A 16,717-nucleotide genomic window follows, 5' to 3' on the forward strand; every position below is an offset into this window, starting at 1 on the left:
TGGGCGGAAACGCCCCTCCCACACCACCTCACCAGACAAAAAACACTGATAAAATTCAGGCTTTCCGACCGGGGGATTTATGACAGATAATCAATCAGAAAACCGCGCCTTGAGCGAGGAAGAGCTACAAGATCTCGTAGCCTCATCCGACGCCGGCGCGCGCGACCCGGCGGGGGGCGTTGGTACGCTGCTCGCGGTTGTTGCCGTGGTATGGTCCCTATTTCAGGTTCTGCTGGCTTCACCTTTGGCGAACTATATTTTGCCGGGCGACATCATCAATAATTCCCGACAGGTGCATCTGGCCTTTGCCGTGTTCCTTGCCTTCATGGCGTATCCTGCCTTCAAATCCAGCCCGCGCCACTACATTCCAATCGCGGATTGGGTACTTGGCTTGGTCGGCGCGTTCATCGCGATGTACGGGTTTTTCTTCTACCAGAAGATCGTCGACGCAGGTGGTCTGGCCGACGACATGGACAAGTGGTTCGCGCTCGCCGGTCTGCTGATCCTGTTCGAGGGTGCCCGCCGCGCGCTTGGCCCCGCGATGGCAATCATCGCCACGATTTTCTTGGCTTACGTGTTCTTCGGGTCCTCTGATCTGGTGCCGGATGTGATCCGCTGGAAAGGGGCGTCGTTAAAGAAAGCCATGAGCCATATGTGGATCACGTCAGAAGGTGTGTTCGGCATCGCCTTGGGGGTATCCACCAAGTTCGTTTTCCTCTTCGTGCTGTTCGGTGCGTTGCTAGATAAGGCAGGTGCTGGCAACTATTTCATCAAAATGGCGTTCGGCGCGTTGGGCCACCTGAAAGGCGGGCCTGCAAAGGCCGCTGTTGTCGGCTCCGCTGCAACAGGCCTGATCTCAGGCTCTTCCATCGCTAACGTCGTGACCACAGGCACGTTTACCATTCCGCTGATGAAACGTGTGGGCTTCTCGTCCGAGAAGGCTGGCGCCGTTGAAGTGGCAAGTTCCGTCAATGGGCAGATCATGCCGCCGGTCATGGGGGCTGCGGCCTTCTTGATGGTGGAATATGTGGGCATATCCTATGTCGAAGTGATCACGCACGCCTTCCTGCCCGCGACGATTTCCTACATCGCGCTGGTCTATATTGTTCATCTTGAAGCGGTGAAGAGCAACATGCCGGTTCTTGGCAACCGCGTGGTCTCGATGGGGAAAACTATCGGGGGCATGATGGCGTTTTTCCTTGGCTTTGCGGGGCTGTGTTACGGGGTTCAATACCCGGTAGGCTGGATCGTCTCGGCGGTGCCGAATGCCTCTGCGACAGTCATGTCGCTGCTGATCTTCGCAGCCTATGCCGGCCTGTTGTGGCTTGCGTCGAGCGTTCCTGATCTGGAGCCGGACGACCCCAACGCTGAGGAAGTTGAACTGCCTGTCGTGGGTGAAATCTACAAATCCGGCCTCTACTACCTTCTGCCGATCATTGTGTTGGTCTACTTCCTGATGATCGAACAAAAATCCCCCGGCCTGTCGGCCTTCTGGGCGACTATGCTGCTTTTCGTGATCTTGCTGACACAGCGTCCCTTGAAGGCAATCTTCCGTGGAGAAAGCGACACTGCCAACGCCATCAAGGCGGGGGTAGCCGACCTGATCCAAGGGCTGATCGACGGCGCACGCAACATGATTGGTATCGGTCTTGCGACCGCAACCGCTGGTGTGATCGTCGGCACTGTGACCCTAACGGGCGTGGGGCAGGTGATGGCTGATCTGGTCGAGTTCCTGTCCGGCGGCAATCTTATCTTGATGCTGGTGATGGTCGGGCTTTTGTCGTTGATCCTTGGCATGGGCCTTCCGACGACAGCCAACTACATCGTGGTGTCTTCGCTCATGGCGGGCGTTGTGGTGGAGTTGGGGGCGCAGTCGGGTCTGATCGTACCGTTGATCGCCGTGCACCTGTTCGTGTTCTACTTCGGCATCATGGCCGATGTGACGCCGCCCGTTGGCTTGGCAAGTTTTGCCGCTGCCGCCGTTTCGGGTGGGGACGCGATCAAGACCGGCTTCGTGGCGTTCTTCTACAGCTTGCGCACCGTGGCATTGCCGTTCGTGTTCATTTTCAACACTGACCTGTTGTTGATTGATGTGACATGGATGCAGGGGATACTGGTCTTCATGACGGCCTCGATTGCGATCCTCGTGTTCACGGCGGGCACTATGGGCTGGTTCCTGACCAAAAGCCGAATTTATGAAAGTGTCGCTTTGGTCGCCATCGCGTTCGCGCTTTTCCGACCGGACTTCGTGATGGACCGCATCCAGCCGCCATTCCAGATTGTCGAGCCTTCAGGCTTTGCATCAGCGGTGGGCAACGCAAGTGACGGGCAAGAGTTGCGTATCGTTGTGTCTGGTCCGGACTTTGATACTGGCGAGGCAAAGGAGACGACCCTCGTCATGCCGATCAAAGGTGATGGCACCGGTGAAGATCGTTTGAACGAGTTTGGCGTGATGCTATTGGATGAGGACGGCGTGGTGAAAATGGAAGAGCCGCTGTTTGGCACTCCGTTCTCCGACACGATGAGCAGTTTTGATTTTTACGCGGATACCCCCGTTCAAATCGCGACGGTTCAGGCACCGTCTGATCAAATGGCGAAGGAGTGGGTTTTCATTCCCGCCTTGATCCTTTTGGCTTTGGTAGCGCTTATGCAGCGCGCCCGCATCTCTCGGGAAGGAATTCCAGCATGACAAACCCTGTCTTATGCGCGGTAGATATCAGTAACGGTCAAGACGACCTCAAGACGATCCAAACGGCTGCCCGAATGGCGGCGCTGGATGAGGCACAGCTTGACGTGATTGCGGTCGTTCCGGATTTCGGAATGAGTACGGTCGGCAGCTTCTTCAACAAGGACCATCATGACAAAATGGTGGCCGAGGCCAAACTGCATCTTAATGAGTTGGTCAGCGCAGCTCTCGATCCGGATCAGAATGCGAAAGTCCGTCATGTCGTGGCCACGGGGCGCGCCTATGAGGAAGTCCTAAAGCTTGCGAAAAAAGCACAGCCGTCTCTCATCGTCGTTGGTGCCAGCAAAGCAGACTTTGCAGACTACTTGCTTGGGCCAAATGCGGCACGCATTGTCAGGCACGCCAATTGCTCGGTGTATGTCGTGCGGTAGCGTAAAGACTTAGATGTAAAATCAAGAAAAGCCCGGCCATTTGGTCGGGCTTTTGCGTTGACGCACAGAAGCTGCGCGCAGGTCAGTGTTGTGTGAATATTTGTGGAGGTGCAGGTTGGAGACAAGAATTTCTCAACGAACGGACCTCAAAATGAAGATACTAGCATTCGCGGCTTCCAACAGCCGGTCCTCAATCAACAAACGTCTCGTGACCCATGCCACTGAAGTATTCCAGAGCGATGTGGCCCCCCATGCGGAGATCGAAATCCTCGACCTCAATGACTTCGAGATACCGATCTATAGCGCCGACCGCGAAGCAGAGGGCGGCGTCCCAGAGTTGGCAAAACAGTTTCATGCAAAGATCGGGGCGGCAGATGCCCTTCTGATTTCATACGCTGAACACAACGGCCACTATACGGCGGTTTGGAAAAACCTGTTCGACTGGATGTCCCGGATCGACAAGAAAGTTTTTCAAGACAAACCCGCGGTCATAATGTCTGCATCCGCTGGTGGCGGCGGTGGTGCGAACGTAATGGCTGCGGCAAAAGAGTCGGCTGGCTTTTTTGGTGCAGAGATCAAAGGCAGCTTTTCCGTCGGTCCCTTTGCTGAGAAATTTGATGCCGAGGCAGGTCGCTTGACCGACCCGGCGCTGAACCGCGCACTTTTACAGTCTCTGAGTGACTTGGACGCGTCGATTTAGAAAGTGTCGCGCGGTGGTTGAGTTTACCCGTCGCGCCGCCTCTCATCTCAACTGCTGGGCGTTAAAGGTGAAAAACGCCTCGCCGTCGACTACGCTGGAATTGATCAAGGCTTTTGCGGTGTCACTTGCCAGCCGGCCTTCCAATTGGTGCATCGCATCTTCTTTGACATCGGGGAGGAAATTGGAACTCGCCGGAATGTAGATGCAACGCTGCCCAAATGCACCTTCTGGACTGGAATTTGCCAACGGACCTTCGGAATGTCGTTTCGGCTCAGGATTGTGGGCTACGGAAATCTTTCGCGCGTAGGTCGTGTTTTGCGAGTTTGTCGTAGAGGGTCTTCCGCGGAAGCTCCAACGCATCCGCAACGGCAGCAGATTTGCCACCAAAACGGCGCAACGTGTCGGTTAGAACGAGCTTCTCGAAAGCGTTCATTTGCTCGGCCAAACCAAGCTCGGCACAGCTGTTGGCTTCAGTTTTTACATTCAAACCCAGAGCAAAACTGCGGGCGAAGTTGCGGAGTTCCGGAAGATTATCAGGCCAGTCGCGTGCGATTACCTGCGCATATAGGCTCTCTGGAATCTTGGGCATATCGCCATTCATACTGCGCACGGTCTGTCGGACCAGTGCTTCGAAAATAACTGCAAGGTCTTTTCGTCTTTGCGCGAGCGAGGGAACTTCGATCTGAAGCATGTCGAGCGCATAGAACAGATCGTCGCGGAGGCCCGCGTCGCGCAGTTTCTCAAGGGAATGTGGCGAAGACGCGATAACGCGCAAATCCGGGAACTGCTCCATAAGGTCCAACAAGGCGGTCTGTTGGACGGAGTTGGCTACATCAAGCGATTTGACAGACAGGTCCGTGGGTTGCGACGTCAGGTCGAGCGCCTTTAGAGCGTCCGCGCCAGTGTCCCGAAGTGACAGCGAGATGAACCGCTGCTTATCGGGCGCAAGCGCATGGATAGTGTGGGCCGCTAGTCTTTTACCTGCTCCGGCGGGGCCGTGGAGGTAGATATGAACCGGCAGACTTGCCGCCTGACGCAAGGCCGCGCGCAGTCGTTCAACCGGCGATGACGTTCCTGGGAAGTTTGCCGCTGCGGCGTCACCGGCCTGCAACTTTCGCTCCATGTTGCGCGACCGCAGGACGAGATGGCGATGTTCCATCGCGCGGTTTACGACTTCGACCAATTGTTCCGGTGGGCAAGGCTTTTGACGAAAGTCGTAGGCGCCTTCCGCCATGGCACGAACGGCCATCGGCACATCCGCTTCACCGGTTAGCAGAACCACGGGCAGGTCTGGATCAATCTTGCGCGCATAGCTGAGAACGTCGAACCCGTCCTTTCCCGGCATCCGGATGTCGGAAAGGATTACACCCTCGAAGTCGCGCACGATATGAGACTTGGCCATCACAAAGCTAGAGGCCGCGATCACCGCGATGTCTTCCAGCTCAAAGCTTTGAGCCAGCGATTTACGTAAAGCAGAGTCGTCTTCAATGAGAAGCAATGTCGGGGTCATTTTTCGCCTCCGGTGTTGAGAGTGCAGGGAGGGTTATGGTGAATGCCGCTCCGCCTGCTGCCAGGTTTTCGACACTTAGCAATCCTCCGAAGCTGCCGATAATTCCATAGGAGATGGACAGGCCAAGGCCCAGTCCTTTGGATGCGCCGATTTCTTTGGTGGTGTAGAATGGCTCAAACGCGCGTTCGATATCTGCCAATCCGGGACCGGTGTCCGAGATCACCAGTTGCACCTGATCACGTCGCTTACTCAGTGAAACCGTGATTTCTTTACGCGCACAATCGGTTAACGCATCTACCGCGTTTGACAGCAGATTCACGATTACCTGTTGCAGACGAACTTGTCCGGCATCAACCCACGCTTCGGGTGCCGTCGTCGCGTTTAACGTAACTCCTTCAGATTTAATCCGTTGCGAGGCGAACTCCAGCGACGCGCTTAGCACTTCAGCGACGTTCACCTTTTCCAAAGGTTCTGTTTCCTTCCGCGCAAAGCCGCGTAGATTGTGAATGATACGACCCATACGCTGGGTCTGTTCTGATATCAGCGTCAGGTTCTCGCTCGCCTCGGGTTCGCGGCCGCGTTCGATCAATTTTTTGGCATTCGCAGCATAGTTTTGAATAGCTGATATTGGTTGGTTCAGCTCATGGCTGATGCCTGCCGACATCTGACCAAGGGCGGTTAGTTTGCTCGCTTGAACAAGATCGTCTTGTGCCTTTTGTAGCTGTGCATTTCGCTTGGCAACGCGCGCTTCCAGCTTGGTGTTTGCCTCAGCTTCCAGACGCAGTTGATCCGCAAGGCGGGCTCGGCTTTGCACGAAAATGGCAAAACCCAAGCCGAACAACGACAGCAGAGCAGCAGACAACGAGGCAAGCAATCGGGCCTGACTGATGGCAGGCTGCGCATCCATGAACGCACGGGCTGTCATATCAATAAGAGGGACATCTTGCGAAACCGCCAGCGCACGGCTCGGCATTTCACTATCTTTGGGAAAGTTCAACAGGGTCACTCCGCCAACCGCAGAAGGCGTGTAGCTGGGCAGTTGCTGAATTAGCCCTGCTGGGTAGTCGAAGGTCGCAGGCGGCACGCGTTCGAGCGTTTCATCTCGCCGAAGGGCGAGACCCAAGCGATTAGACACAAATCCAACGCCGGCAGGGTCGAAGAACGTCACCACCGTTTCGTCAATTCGCCACTCCGCCTCAAGTTCGTCCATGTTCACTTTGACCACGACATAACCTTGAGGGCTGCTGTCGTCGCGCAGGACACTTCGGGCGAAATAGTAGCTGCGCTGACCGTTTTCGTCGGCAGAATGGTAGACACCCATCCGGCGGGTACGTGCGGCGACGACATCCGCGCGACCCGACCAGTCGGTACCAATGATCTGGGGTTGATCTTCTAGGATTGACGACGCCTGAACCTTGCCGTTTGCATCAAGCGCATGAATTTCTTTCGTGCCGGTGATGAGAGCCGTCCGCAGCATGAATTCCGACGTGCGCTCTGTGGTGGAACGTCCTTCAAGAAGTGCTGATATTTGCGGATGGCGCGCCATCAAGTCTGTAAGCTCTCGATAGCTTTCCAACTGGGCTATCAAGCGGTCGGCTGACTGCTCTACGATTACGGCTCCAGAGCGTGAAAGTTGATCAAGCCCCGATTTCAGACTGAGTTGATAGACCGTTGCGACCAAGGCAAGTGACAAGACCACGTAGGTGGCGGCGAAGATATGCAGCTTCTTGACGCGCGGAGCTCTGCCCATATTCCCTCGATTCGCCACAGTTGATTGTGCGAAATATCGCAAGTTTTACAGGCGCGGCAGCAAAAAACGTGCGAAATTCCGCATTTTTAAGGCGTTCGGATCTGAAGCTGTATAGATAACCATATGTAATAAAGTGATAAAATCAGATTTGAATGATCAGCTTGCACCGCTTGGGGGCTTCTTGCAATGCTCCAAGCATCCGGCGGGGGAGCCCGTCCGATTGAAATTCCATTGGGAGGAAACCATGACAACTCTTTTGAAAGCGGCTTGCGTCGCTGCAGTAGCCCTTGTTCCATCCGTTGCAGCCGCAGCGTGTGACGAAGGCGAACTGGTTATCAAGTTCAGCCACGTAACCAACACCGACAAGCACCCCAAAGGTGTTGCTGCATCTCTGCTGGAGCAGCGTGTGAATGACGAAATGCAAGGCAAGGCCTGCATGGAAGTTTTCCCGAACTCCACGCTCTATAAAGACGAGCAAGTGCTCGAAGCCATCCTGCAAGGCGACGTTCAACTGGGCGCGCCATCGCTGTCCCTGTTCGAAAGCTTTACCAAGCAATATCGCCTGTTCGACCTGCCATTCATGTTCAAGAACATTAACGCAGTAGACGAGTTCCAAACGTCGGAAGCCGGCGAAGCCATGAAAAGTGTTATGGCGAAGCGCGGCTTGCAAGGTTTGCAATTCTGGCACAACGGGATGAAGCAAATCTCTGCGAACAAACCGCTGGAAATGCCTTCTGATGCTGCTGGCCTGAAGTTCCGCGTTCAGCCATCTGATGTCTTGGTCGCCCAGATGGAGGCGCTTGACGCATCGCCGCAACCGATGGCATTCGCCGAGGTATACGGCGCGCTACAAACCGGCGTTGTGGATGGTCAGGAAAACACCTGGTCCAACATCTATGGCCAGAAGTTCTTTGAAGTTCAGGACGGTATCACCGAAACCAACCACGGCATCATCGACTACATGGTTGTGGCTTCTGTCGACTGGCTTGATAGCCTCGACGCAGACGTGCGTGATCAGTTCCTGACGATCCTCGAGGAGGTCACTGTGACCCGTAACTCTGAATCCGCAAAGGTGAACGAGGAAGCCAAGCAGGCAATCCTTGCTGCCGGCGGATCGGTGCGCGAACTGACAGCAGAACAGCGGACAGCATGGGTTGAAGCGATGAAGCCGGTTTGGTCGCAGTTCGAAGCAGATGTTGGGGCTGAAAACATCGCAGCTGCACAAGAAATCAATGCCAAACATTGAGCTTTGACGTGACATGATACGGACAGGCGCGGCCCATTCGAGTCGGGCCTGTCTGACTACAGACGACATCAGTTTCGGGGAGGGACTCACGTGCAACACGATCAAAAAGCGTCCAGCGGCATTGGCCGTTTTATAGACCGGCTAGAAGAGAATGCGCTCGCGCTGATGCTTGGCATCATGGTGATCTTGACCTTCGTCAACGTGATCCGACGTTACGTGTTCAATGCCTCCCTCATTTGGAGTCTCGAGCTTGTACTGATGTTATTTGCATGGATGATCCTGCTGGGCATCAGCTACGGCATCAAAAAGAACACCCATCTCGGTGTCGATGCTCTGACCAACATATTACCGACTGGTCCTAGGAAAATTGCGCTGATCTTTGCTTCGTTGATCTGTGTGATCTACGCCATCTTGCTGATGAAAGGGGCTTATGATTACTGGGCGCCGTTCGCAGGGCTGGATGTGACGTCGGGGCGCTGGTTCCCGACAGGCTTCACCGAAACACGGAGCCGCGCATTCATGGAAACCGATCAGGTGCCGATGCCGTTTTTCCTGAATTTTCTGGGTGACCTAATCAACGACGGAGATAGCTACTCCAAGCTGCCCGACTTTGTTCCCTACACCATGCTGCCAATCGCATGCGCACTGATCCTCCTGCGGTTTGTGCAAGCTTTTGTAAGAGTTTTGCGCGGCACGCAGCACACGATGATTGTCAGCCACGAAGCGGAGGAGGCCATCGAGGACCTCGCCGCTCAAAGCAAAGGGGCGTAGGCCAATGGATGTTATTCTACTCTTTGCACTGATCATCGGCATGCTGATGATCGGGGTGCCGATCGCGGTCTCGTTGGGTCTTTCGTCAATGCTGTTCTTGTTGATGTTCAGCGACACGTCGCTGGCCTCTATCGCGGCATCGCTGTTTCAGGCGATGGCCGGGCACTACACCCTGCTGGCCATCCCGTTCTTCATTCTTGCCTCCAGCTTCATGTCCACGGGCGGGGTGGCGGCTCGGATCATCCGTTTCTCCATCGCCTGCGTGGGCCACCTGCGCGGCGGTTTGGCTATCGCAGGCGTGCTCGCCTGTATGATTTTCGCGGCGCTGTCAGGCTCGTCTCCTGCGACTGTGGTTGCCATCGGCTCCATCGTCATCGCGGCGATGGTCAAGGTGGGCTACACCAAAGACTTCGCGGCAGGTGTAATCTGTAACGCAGGCACGCTGGGTATTCTGATCCCGCCTTCCATCGTTATGGTGGTTTACGCCTCCGCGACTGACGTGTCGGTTGGCCGGATGTTTCTTGCGGGCGTGATCCCGGGCCTTCTGGCGGGCACCATGCTGATGATCACCATCTACGTTATGGCGCGGATCAAGAACCTGCCCAAAGGCGAATGGCAAGGTTGGGGCGAGATTTTCGAAAGCTTCCGTGACGCTTTCTGGGGACTAATGTTGATCGCGATCATCATGGTCGGCATCTACGGCATTCCGGGCGTAACCGGCGCGATCTTTACCCCTACCGAGGCAGCGGCCGTTGCGTCCGTTTACGCGTTCTTTGTGGCGACGTTCATCTATCGCGACATGGGGCCACTTCATACCCCGGACGGTCAGCGCAACCTGACCGTGTTTCAGCGTCCGTTGTCTATCGTCACAGCGTTCTTCCACCGCGATACCTTCGCGACGCTGTTCGACGCGGGCAAGCTGACGGTGATGCTCATGTTCATCATCGCCAACGCGCTGATCCTCAAACACGTGCTGACGGATGAACAGATCCCGCAGCACATTGCGGATGCGATGTTGGCGGCAGGTCTGGGGCCGGTGATGTTCTTGGTGATGGTCAACATCATCCTGCTCATCGGCGGGCAGTTCATGGAGCCTTCGGGGCTGATCGTGATTGTGGCCCCGCTGGTGTTTCCGATTGCGATCGAGCTTGGCATCGACCCAATTCATCTGGGCATCATCATGGTGGTGAACATGGAGATCGGGATGATCACGCCACCGGTAGGTCTCAACTTGTTCGTGACCTCGGGGGTGGCGGGTATGCCGATGATGGCGGTTGTCCGCGCGGCATTGCCATTCCTCGCCGTGTTGTTCGTGTTCCTGATCATCGTCACATACGTGCCGTTCATCTCGACATGGCTCCCGACACTGATGATGGGGCCGGAGATCATCACGAATTAGGCTAGAAGCCTTCCATAAACAGGCATAGCTTGCGCTAACATTTCCCCACCGGAAAGGCGCAAGCTATGAAATCCCTCGTCATCCACGCCCCGCGCGATCTTCGCATAGAGGATCATCCCGTAACGCCCCCTGCAGCGGGTGAAGTGCAAATCACTATGGCCGCGGGCGGCATTTGTGGCTCGGATCTTCACTATTACCAAAATGGTGGGTTTGGCGCGGTCAAGCTGCGCGAACCGATGATATTGGGTCACGAGGTGTCGGGTCATATCGCCGCTTTGGGTGAAGGTGTCACGACATTGAAAGTCGGCCAGCTGGTGGCAGTCTCCCCGTCGCGGCCCTGTGCGGAGTGCGAGTTCTGCCTGTCAGGTCAGCCGAACCAATGCCTGAATATGCGCTTTTATGGTTCAGCCATGCCATTCCCTCATATCCAAGGGGCATTCAGTCAGGTGTTGAACGCAAAAGCCGCCCAATGCGCTGTGGCCGACGGGCTGACGGCCGGCGAGGCCGCAATGGCCGAGCCGCTAGCTGTGTGTCTGCACGCGGTGCGCCAAGCGGGCCCGCTGCTTGGTAAAACGGTCCTTGTCACTGGTTGCGGTCCAATCGGAGTTCTTTGCATCCTCGCCGCACGGCGGGCTGGCGCGGATCATGTCGTCGCGACCGACATGTCCGATTTCACGCTTGAGAAAGCCCGCGAGGCTGGTGCAGATGTCACTTTCAACGTCACCAAGGTCGACAAACCCTTGCAGCCTTACATGTCCGACAAGGGGCAGGTCGATGTGCTGTTTGAATGCTCCGGCGCAGTCACTGCTTTGACCGCAGGCATCCACGCCATGCGTCCGGGTGGCACGATTGTGCAGCTTGGCCTGAGCGGGGACATGTCTGTGCCGATGATGGCAATCACTGCGAAAGAGTTGAGCCTCAAAGGCTCCTTCCGCTTCCATGAGGAGTTTTTCACTGGCGTTTCCCTCATGCAAAAGGGGTTGATCGACGTGAAGCCATTCATCACCCAGACCTTGCCCATGAAAGACGCGATCGAGGCGTTCGAGCTCGCATCTGACCGCACCCGTGCCATGAAAACGCAGATCGAATTCGCATGAAGGCCATCATCTTTGATCTCGACGGAACACTGGTTCATTCTGCCCCAGACATCCACGCGGCAGCAAACGTGATGCTGGCCCATGCCGGGCGGGATCCGGTTACGCTAGATCAGGTGATTGGGTTCATCGGCAATGGCATCGAAAAGCTGGTGGAGCGCTGCCTGCGCGCGACGGGTGGCGTGCCGGATGATCTGACGCCGCACTATGCCGAGATGAACCGCGCTTATGCCAAAGACCTGACCACGCTGACACGCTTGTTCGACGGGGTGCGCGAGGCATTGGACGCAATCGACCTCCCCATGGCTCTGTGCACCAACAAGCCGGAAATTCCGGCGCGTGACTTGTGTGATCAGCTGGATCTAACGCGCTATTTCACGGTGATCACTGGCGGCGATAGCACGCAGGCTAAAAAACCAGATCCGCTACCGTTGGTCCATACCGCTGTTGCTTTGGGCCTCACGGTTGAGGAATGCCTTTATGTCGGCGACAGCGTGACTGATTTCCGAACAGCCCGCGCAGCCGAGATGGCGTTCGCTTACTTCACCGGAGGCTATCAGCCGACGCCCGTAGAAGGGTTGAGGTCCGAGGAGTGTTTCGACAGTTGGCACACCCTCGATTTGTCGCGGTTTCATGGCGCTTGACCTTATTATCGTGGGCGGTGGTCTGTCCGGACTGACCCTCGCACGCATCGCCCAATCGCGTGGGTTGTCTTATCGCCTTTTCGAAGCACGTGACCGTTTCGGTGGACGCATTGACGGTGTAGATGGCGTGGACCTCGGCCCCTCATGGTTCTGGCCCGGTCACTCGCGTATGGCGGTCTTGGCAAAAAAGCTGGGCGTTGAAGTATTCGAGCAATGGAGCACTGGCGATGCGCTCTACGAAGATCATTCAGCGATCCAGCGCGGGCATGGTTTCGCCTCCATGGCTGGCACCTACCGGATTTCTGGTGGAATGCCTGCATTGGTTAAGGCGTTGGTGGCGAAACTGGATGCGTCATGCCTTCACCTTAGCACCAAGGTGCAGACGATCACTCGCGAAGACAGCGTGATTGTGACGACTAGCGATGGTAAGGATCACGCGGCCCACCATGTTGTGTTGGCTTTGCCCCCGCGTGTTGCAGCTGAACTGGCGTTTTCGCCATCACTGCCCGTGCCCGCACGACAGCCGCTGGGTGATATTCCCGGCTGGATGGCGGGACAGGCCAAATTGGTGGCAACCTACCCTATGCCGTTTTGGCGTGAGGAAGGGTTGTCGGGCGATGCCATCAGTCAGATTGGCCCTATGGTCGAGATGCACGATGCGTCGGACCCTGTCAGCGGGAAGGGCGCGATCTTTGGCTTCATCGGCGTGCCCGCGCCCCATCGCAACGGGCAAGCTGAGGCCATTCGCTCGGCGGGGTTGGTTCAACTGGAACGCATGTTTGGTCCGAAAGCCGCAAAGCCCGAGGCTTTGATTCTGAAGGATTGGGCGCAAGAGCCGTTTACCGCAACCCGTCCTGACTGGGATTTCAACGGTCCGCATCCAAGCTATGGGTGCCCACCGGCGTTGCGCAGTCTTTGGGATGGGACGTTGACCTTCGGCTCGACAGAATTTGCTGCCACGCAGGGCGGCTTTCTGGAAGGCGCGTTGGAGCGCGCGGAAGAAGTCGCCGCAATGCTCATCAAATGAAACAGGCCGCGCATGCCGCGCGGCCTGATCTGCTTTCTCAGTGGAAAGGGCTTTACAGCCCCCACTTCTTGGCCGTGGCGTCGAAGAACCCACCAGCCTTTTTCACTTTCACCCAGTTGTTGACATAGTTGATCCAGACTTGGTCTGCCTGTGGCAGCAGCATCGCGATGGGCGATGGCGCACGCGGCTCTGTGCCCGGCACACGTACCACGGGGAACTTGTCGTCCAAGGTGGAGCCTTCGATATTGGATGTGATGAACACGTCCGCACGGCCCGCGATAACTTCTTGATACCCACGCGCCGGCGCTTCTACGACCTTGATCGTGGCGTTCGGGAACCATTCTTTGGCGAGGCTCTCGAATGTGGTGCCAAGGGTGGTGGCCACGGTCACTTCGGGTTTGTTGATGCTCTCGTAGCCGTCAAACTTGTCTGCGTTTTCCTTCAGTGTGAACGGAAATATTTCAACCGCGATGTAGCTTTCCGAAAAGCCCGCAACCTTCATGCGTGCCGGCGAGATGGAGGCGGAGCCGGTCATGTGGTAGCTGCCAGCGGTCACGCCGTTCACCAGTGTCTTCCAGTCTGTGGGGACGAACTCAACCTCGACGCCAAGGTCTTTGGCGAGCTCGGTCATAATGTCGATATCGTAACCTTTGTAGCTGTTTGTCGCGGGGTCGCGCACGGACATCGGGTTCCAGTCGCCGGTTGTGCCGACTTTCATGACGCCGCCGTCAAGGATTTCGTTCAGGGCAGACTGGGCCACGGCAGCGGTGCTCATCACAGCGCCAAAGGCCAGCGCCGCGAGGGCGTTTGCAAATTGTTTCATATCAGGGAAGTTCTCCGGTGTTGGATAGGTGACCTCGTCGTTACGTTTGCAAGGCCACGGTTGATCGTGACTTGAAGTTTCGGTCACTTGCCACATAACCTCAAGGTGATAGATGACAAGGCCGGAAGGGCGCGAGTGTGACACAAGACGCGATCGAAATGATCGATGTGGACAAGTGGTTTGGCGACTTTCAGGTTCTCAAAGGCATTAATCTTAACGTGAAACCCGGTGACCGGGTGGTGATATGCGGGCCGTCTGGCTCGGGCAAATCCACGGTTGTGCGCTGCATCAATCGGTTGGAGGCGCATCAAAAAGGCGTGATCAAGATCGGTGGCGTGGTGCAAGACGGCAGTGCGGCGGCACTAGAGGCGATCCGGTCCGAGGTGGGGATGGTGTTCCAACAGTTCAATTTGTTCCCGCATCTGAGTGTCATGGAAAACCTTGTGCTGGGTCCGATGAAGGCTCGTGGCATGACCCGCAAAGACGCTGAAGTGCGCGCGATGAAGTACCTTGAGCGTGTGCGCATTCCTGAACAGGCCCTCAAGCGCCCAAGCCAGCTTTCGGGTGGTCAGCAACAGCGCGTGGCGATTGCCCGCAGTCTGTGCATGGAGCCGAAGGTGATGCTGTTCGACGAGCCGACCTCGGCGTTGGACCCCGAAATGATTTCCGAAGTCCTCGACGTGATCGTCGAGCTGGCCGAGGAAGGCATGACCATGGTCGTGGTCACTCACGAGATGGGGTTCGCGCGCAAAGTTGCGGATCAGATGGTCTTCATGGATAAAGGCGAGATCGTGGAAACCGGCACGCCGGAGGACTTCTTCAACGCCCCGAAGTCGGAGCGCACTCAAGCGTTCCTCAAACAGATTTTGCAGCACTGAGATGCGGATAGTTTTATCGCTTGCCGCGCTCTTGGCTCTATCCGGCTGCGGATCGTCCGACATTTGGGGGTGGTATGTCGTCAACCCGATGACGGCTTCGGGCTGGACCAACATCAAGTTTTTGGTGAACGGCATGGGGGCAACGATCCTGCTGTCGGTGATCGCGGCGTCAATTTCCATTGTCTTGGGGTTGCTCGTGGCCTTGCCCGGCTTGTCAGAGCGGCGTGGCATCCGAGCGATTAATCGCTTCTATGTCGAAATTGTCCGCGCAATCCCGCTGCTGCCGATGTTGTTTTGGGTCTTCTACGGCCTGCCAATTGTCTTCAAATCCATGGGGTTGAGCATCCAGATCGACCCGTTCTGGGGGGCGATCATCACGCTGGCCCTGTCAGACAGTGCGTTCACGGCAGAGATATACCGCGCGGGGATACAAAGCATCGCCAAAGGGCAGGCGGAAGCCGCGAAGACTGTGGGCCTCAACTATTTTCAGACCATGCGCTATGTCGTTTTGCCGCAAGCAATACGGCGCATTCTGCCGCCTTTGGCGAACCAGTTTATCTACATCGTGAAGATGTCGGCATTCGCCTCGGTCATAGGGATGCAGGAACTCACGCGCCGTGCGAATGAGCTGGTGGTGACGGAATACAGGCCCTTGGAAATCTACTCGTTGCTGATTGTCGAATACCTTGTGCTGGTGCTGATCATCAGCGCTGGTGTGCGGTGGTTGGAGCGTAAAATGGGATCGGATGAAAGAGGATGAGTGAGATGGAATGGACGAAGTTTATGGATGAGACTGTCGACAATATCGGCGTCTTGGCCAAAGAGATGCCGGAGACCGCGAAAGCCTTCAACACGATGGGGACTTTTGCCAAAAAGTCTGGCGCTCTGGACGAGAAAACCAAGGAGCTTATGGCGCTTGGTATTGCCATTGCAACGCGCTGTGACAGCTGTATCGGGTTTCATGTAAAGTCGCTGATCCGGCTGGGGATTACGCGTGACGAGCTGGTCGAGGCATTGGCGATGGCCACTTATATGGGCGGAGGGCCGTCATATGCGTATTCGGCGAAGGCGCTGAAAGCGTTTGAGGACTTTTCCTGAGAGAGTTTGCGCCGCGGCTTTGCCGCGTCGCCACGCCGGGGAGGCGCTGCCTCCCGAGACCCCTCCGAGGTATTTTTGAAGCAATGATGGAGCGGTTATGCGTTCTGCGCTGCGACCGTTTTCATAAAGCGGTCACGGATTACAACGGGGTCCATGGTGATCACCGGAACCTTGATGTTACCGCTTTCGCATTTTGACACGATCACGGTCATTTCGTCGCCCGCCAGCGCATCCTTGACCACCTGAACGGTGTCTTCGGCTTTGCACTCGATCACGTTCTTGCACCCGCAGGCTTCGGCGACTTTCGTTAATGACGTCAGCTTGCCCGCATAGGTCGGCTGGTCGCCGGTAGAGCCGTAAGACCCGTTGTCGATGATCAGCAAAACGTAGTTGTCGGCCACGTTGTTCGCAATTGTTGGCAGGGTGCCCATGTTGGTCAGCACGGAGCCGTCGCCGTCGATGACCAGAACCTTGGATTTCTGTGCCAATGCGAGGCCAAGACCGATGGAGGAAGCCAAGCCCATAGTGCCCAGCATGTAGAAGTTGGACGGTTGGTCGTCGATCATGTGCATTTCCTGGCTTGGTAAGCCGATGTTGCACACGGTCAGCGTGTCTTTGATGGTCGAGGCCAGTTCTTTGATGATGTCGGAACGGATCATT

At 56.3% G+C, this 16,717-nt stretch carries 17 protein-coding genes; 12 read left to right on the forward strand and 5 right to left on the reverse strand.

What is annotated here, in order from left to right; all coding sequences use genetic code 11:
- Positions 1-79: 79 nt before the first annotated feature.
- The 3 genes from BUB72_RS08940 to BUB72_RS08950 all read left to right on the forward strand — a co-directional run bounded on the left by BUB72_RS08940 (position 80) and on the right by BUB72_RS08950 (position 3,817).
- On the forward strand, positions 80-2,689 hold the full coding sequence (locus BUB72_RS08940; RefSeq protein ID WP_073143013.1) for a TRAP transporter permease: 2,610 nt from the start codon (positions 80-82) through the stop codon (positions 2,687-2,689).
- Positions 2,686-3,117, forward strand: a complete 432-nt coding sequence (locus BUB72_RS08945; protein ID WP_073143016.1) for a universal stress protein — start codon at positions 2,686-2,688, stop codon at positions 3,115-3,117. The genes BUB72_RS08940 and BUB72_RS08945 overlap by 4 nt, the downstream gene beginning before the upstream one ends.
- A gap of 151 nt (positions 3,118-3,268) precedes the next feature.
- Positions 3,269-3,817, forward strand: coding sequence for an NADPH-dependent FMN reductase (locus BUB72_RS08950; protein WP_073143018.1), 549 nt, complete (start codon positions 3,269-3,271; stop codon positions 3,815-3,817).
- 42 nt (positions 3,818-3,859) lie between these two features.
- Here the strand turns inward: BUB72_RS08950 and BUB72_RS18615 are convergent, their stop codons facing one another.
- The 3 genes from BUB72_RS18615 to BUB72_RS08960 are packed head-to-tail and all read right to left on the reverse strand — an operon-like array spanning position 3,860 to position 7,077.
- Entirely contained in the window at positions 3,860-4,063 is a 204-nt protein-coding gene (locus BUB72_RS18615; RefSeq protein WP_139250645.1) for a hypothetical protein, read from the reverse strand.
- A 25-nt stretch (positions 4,064-4,088) separates the two neighbouring features.
- Positions 4,089-5,327: a sigma-54-dependent transcriptional regulator gene (locus BUB72_RS08955; protein WP_073143020.1), complete on the reverse strand. Its 1,239-nt coding sequence runs from the start codon at positions 5,325-5,327 to the stop codon at positions 4,089-4,091.
- Positions 5,302-7,077: an ATP-binding protein gene (locus tag BUB72_RS08960; RefSeq protein ID WP_073143023.1), complete on the reverse strand. Its 1,776-nt coding sequence runs from the start codon at positions 7,075-7,077 to the stop codon at positions 5,302-5,304. The genes BUB72_RS08955 and BUB72_RS08960 overlap by 26 nt, the downstream gene beginning before the upstream one ends.
- 244 nt (positions 7,078-7,321) lie before the next feature.
- Between BUB72_RS08960 and BUB72_RS08965 the strand changes: the two genes are divergently transcribed.
- The 6 genes from BUB72_RS08965 (at position 7,322) to BUB72_RS08990 (ending at position 13,258) form a co-directional block, all read left to right on the forward strand.
- Positions 7,322-8,323, forward strand: coding sequence for a DctP family TRAP transporter solute-binding subunit (locus BUB72_RS08965; protein WP_073143725.1), 1,002 nt, complete (start codon positions 7,322-7,324; stop codon positions 8,321-8,323).
- A gap of 90 nt (positions 8,324-8,413) precedes the next feature.
- Complete coding sequence (locus tag BUB72_RS08970; protein ID WP_073143025.1) at positions 8,414-9,094, forward strand: TRAP transporter small permease; 681 nt, start codon at positions 8,414-8,416, stop codon at positions 9,092-9,094.
- A gap of 4 nt (positions 9,095-9,098) precedes the next feature.
- A complete protein-coding gene (locus BUB72_RS08975; protein WP_073143027.1) occupies positions 9,099-10,493 on the forward strand; it encodes a TRAP transporter large permease in 1,395 nt (464 codons plus the stop codon).
- A gap of 65 nt (positions 10,494-10,558) precedes the next feature.
- Positions 10,559-11,590 (forward strand): L-idonate 5-dehydrogenase, encoded by a 1,032-nt coding sequence (locus BUB72_RS08980; RefSeq protein WP_073143030.1) that lies wholly within the window; start codon positions 10,559-10,561, stop codon positions 11,588-11,590.
- Positions 11,587-12,231, forward strand: a complete 645-nt coding sequence (gene gph, locus BUB72_RS08985) for a phosphoglycolate phosphatase (protein WP_073143032.1) — start codon at positions 11,587-11,589, stop codon at positions 12,229-12,231. Before BUB72_RS08980 ends, gph begins: the two co-directional genes overlap by 4 nt.
- Entirely contained in the window at positions 12,221-13,258 is a 1,038-nt protein-coding gene (locus tag BUB72_RS08990; protein ID WP_073143034.1) for a flavin monoamine oxidase family protein, read from the forward strand. The genes gph and BUB72_RS08990 overlap by 11 nt, the downstream gene beginning before the upstream one ends.
- A 52-nt stretch (positions 13,259-13,310) precedes the next feature.
- Here BUB72_RS08990 and BUB72_RS08995 read toward each other — a convergent pair whose 3' ends face one another.
- On the reverse strand, positions 13,311-14,081 hold the full coding sequence (locus BUB72_RS08995; protein ID WP_073143726.1) for a transporter substrate-binding domain-containing protein: 771 nt from the start codon (positions 14,079-14,081) through the stop codon (positions 13,311-13,313).
- A gap of 137 nt (positions 14,082-14,218) precedes the next feature.
- On the opposite strand from BUB72_RS08995, the gene BUB72_RS09000 reads away from it, so the two are divergent.
- From BUB72_RS09000 to BUB72_RS09010, 3 genes are read left to right on the forward strand one after another with little or no spacing between them, the layout of a single operon-like run.
- Positions 14,219-14,959: an amino acid ABC transporter ATP-binding protein gene (locus tag BUB72_RS09000; RefSeq protein ID WP_281250197.1), complete on the forward strand. Its 741-nt coding sequence runs from the start codon at positions 14,219-14,221 to the stop codon at positions 14,957-14,959.
- A 1-nt stretch (position 14,960) separates the two neighbouring features.
- On the forward strand, positions 14,961-15,719 hold the full coding sequence (locus BUB72_RS09005) for an amino acid ABC transporter permease (RefSeq protein ID WP_073143037.1): 759 nt from the start codon (positions 14,961-14,963) through the stop codon (positions 15,717-15,719).
- 23 nt (positions 15,720-15,742) lie between these two features.
- Complete coding sequence (locus BUB72_RS09010; RefSeq protein ID WP_425435160.1) at positions 15,743-16,057, forward strand: carboxymuconolactone decarboxylase family protein; 315 nt, start codon at positions 15,743-15,745, stop codon at positions 16,055-16,057.
- Positions 16,058-16,152: 95 nt separating this feature from the next.
- Here BUB72_RS09010 and comE read toward each other — a convergent pair whose 3' ends face one another.
- Positions 16,153-16,716, reverse strand: coding sequence for a sulfopyruvate decarboxylase subunit beta (comE, locus tag BUB72_RS09015; RefSeq protein WP_073143042.1), 564 nt, complete (start codon positions 16,714-16,716; stop codon positions 16,153-16,155).
- Position 16,717: the final 1 nt, after the last annotated feature.

The sequence above is a fragment of the Litoreibacter ascidiaceicola genome (genome assembly GCF_900129235.1).
Lineage (GTDB): Bacteria > Pseudomonadota > Alphaproteobacteria > Rhodobacterales > Rhodobacteraceae > Litoreibacter > Litoreibacter ascidiaceicola.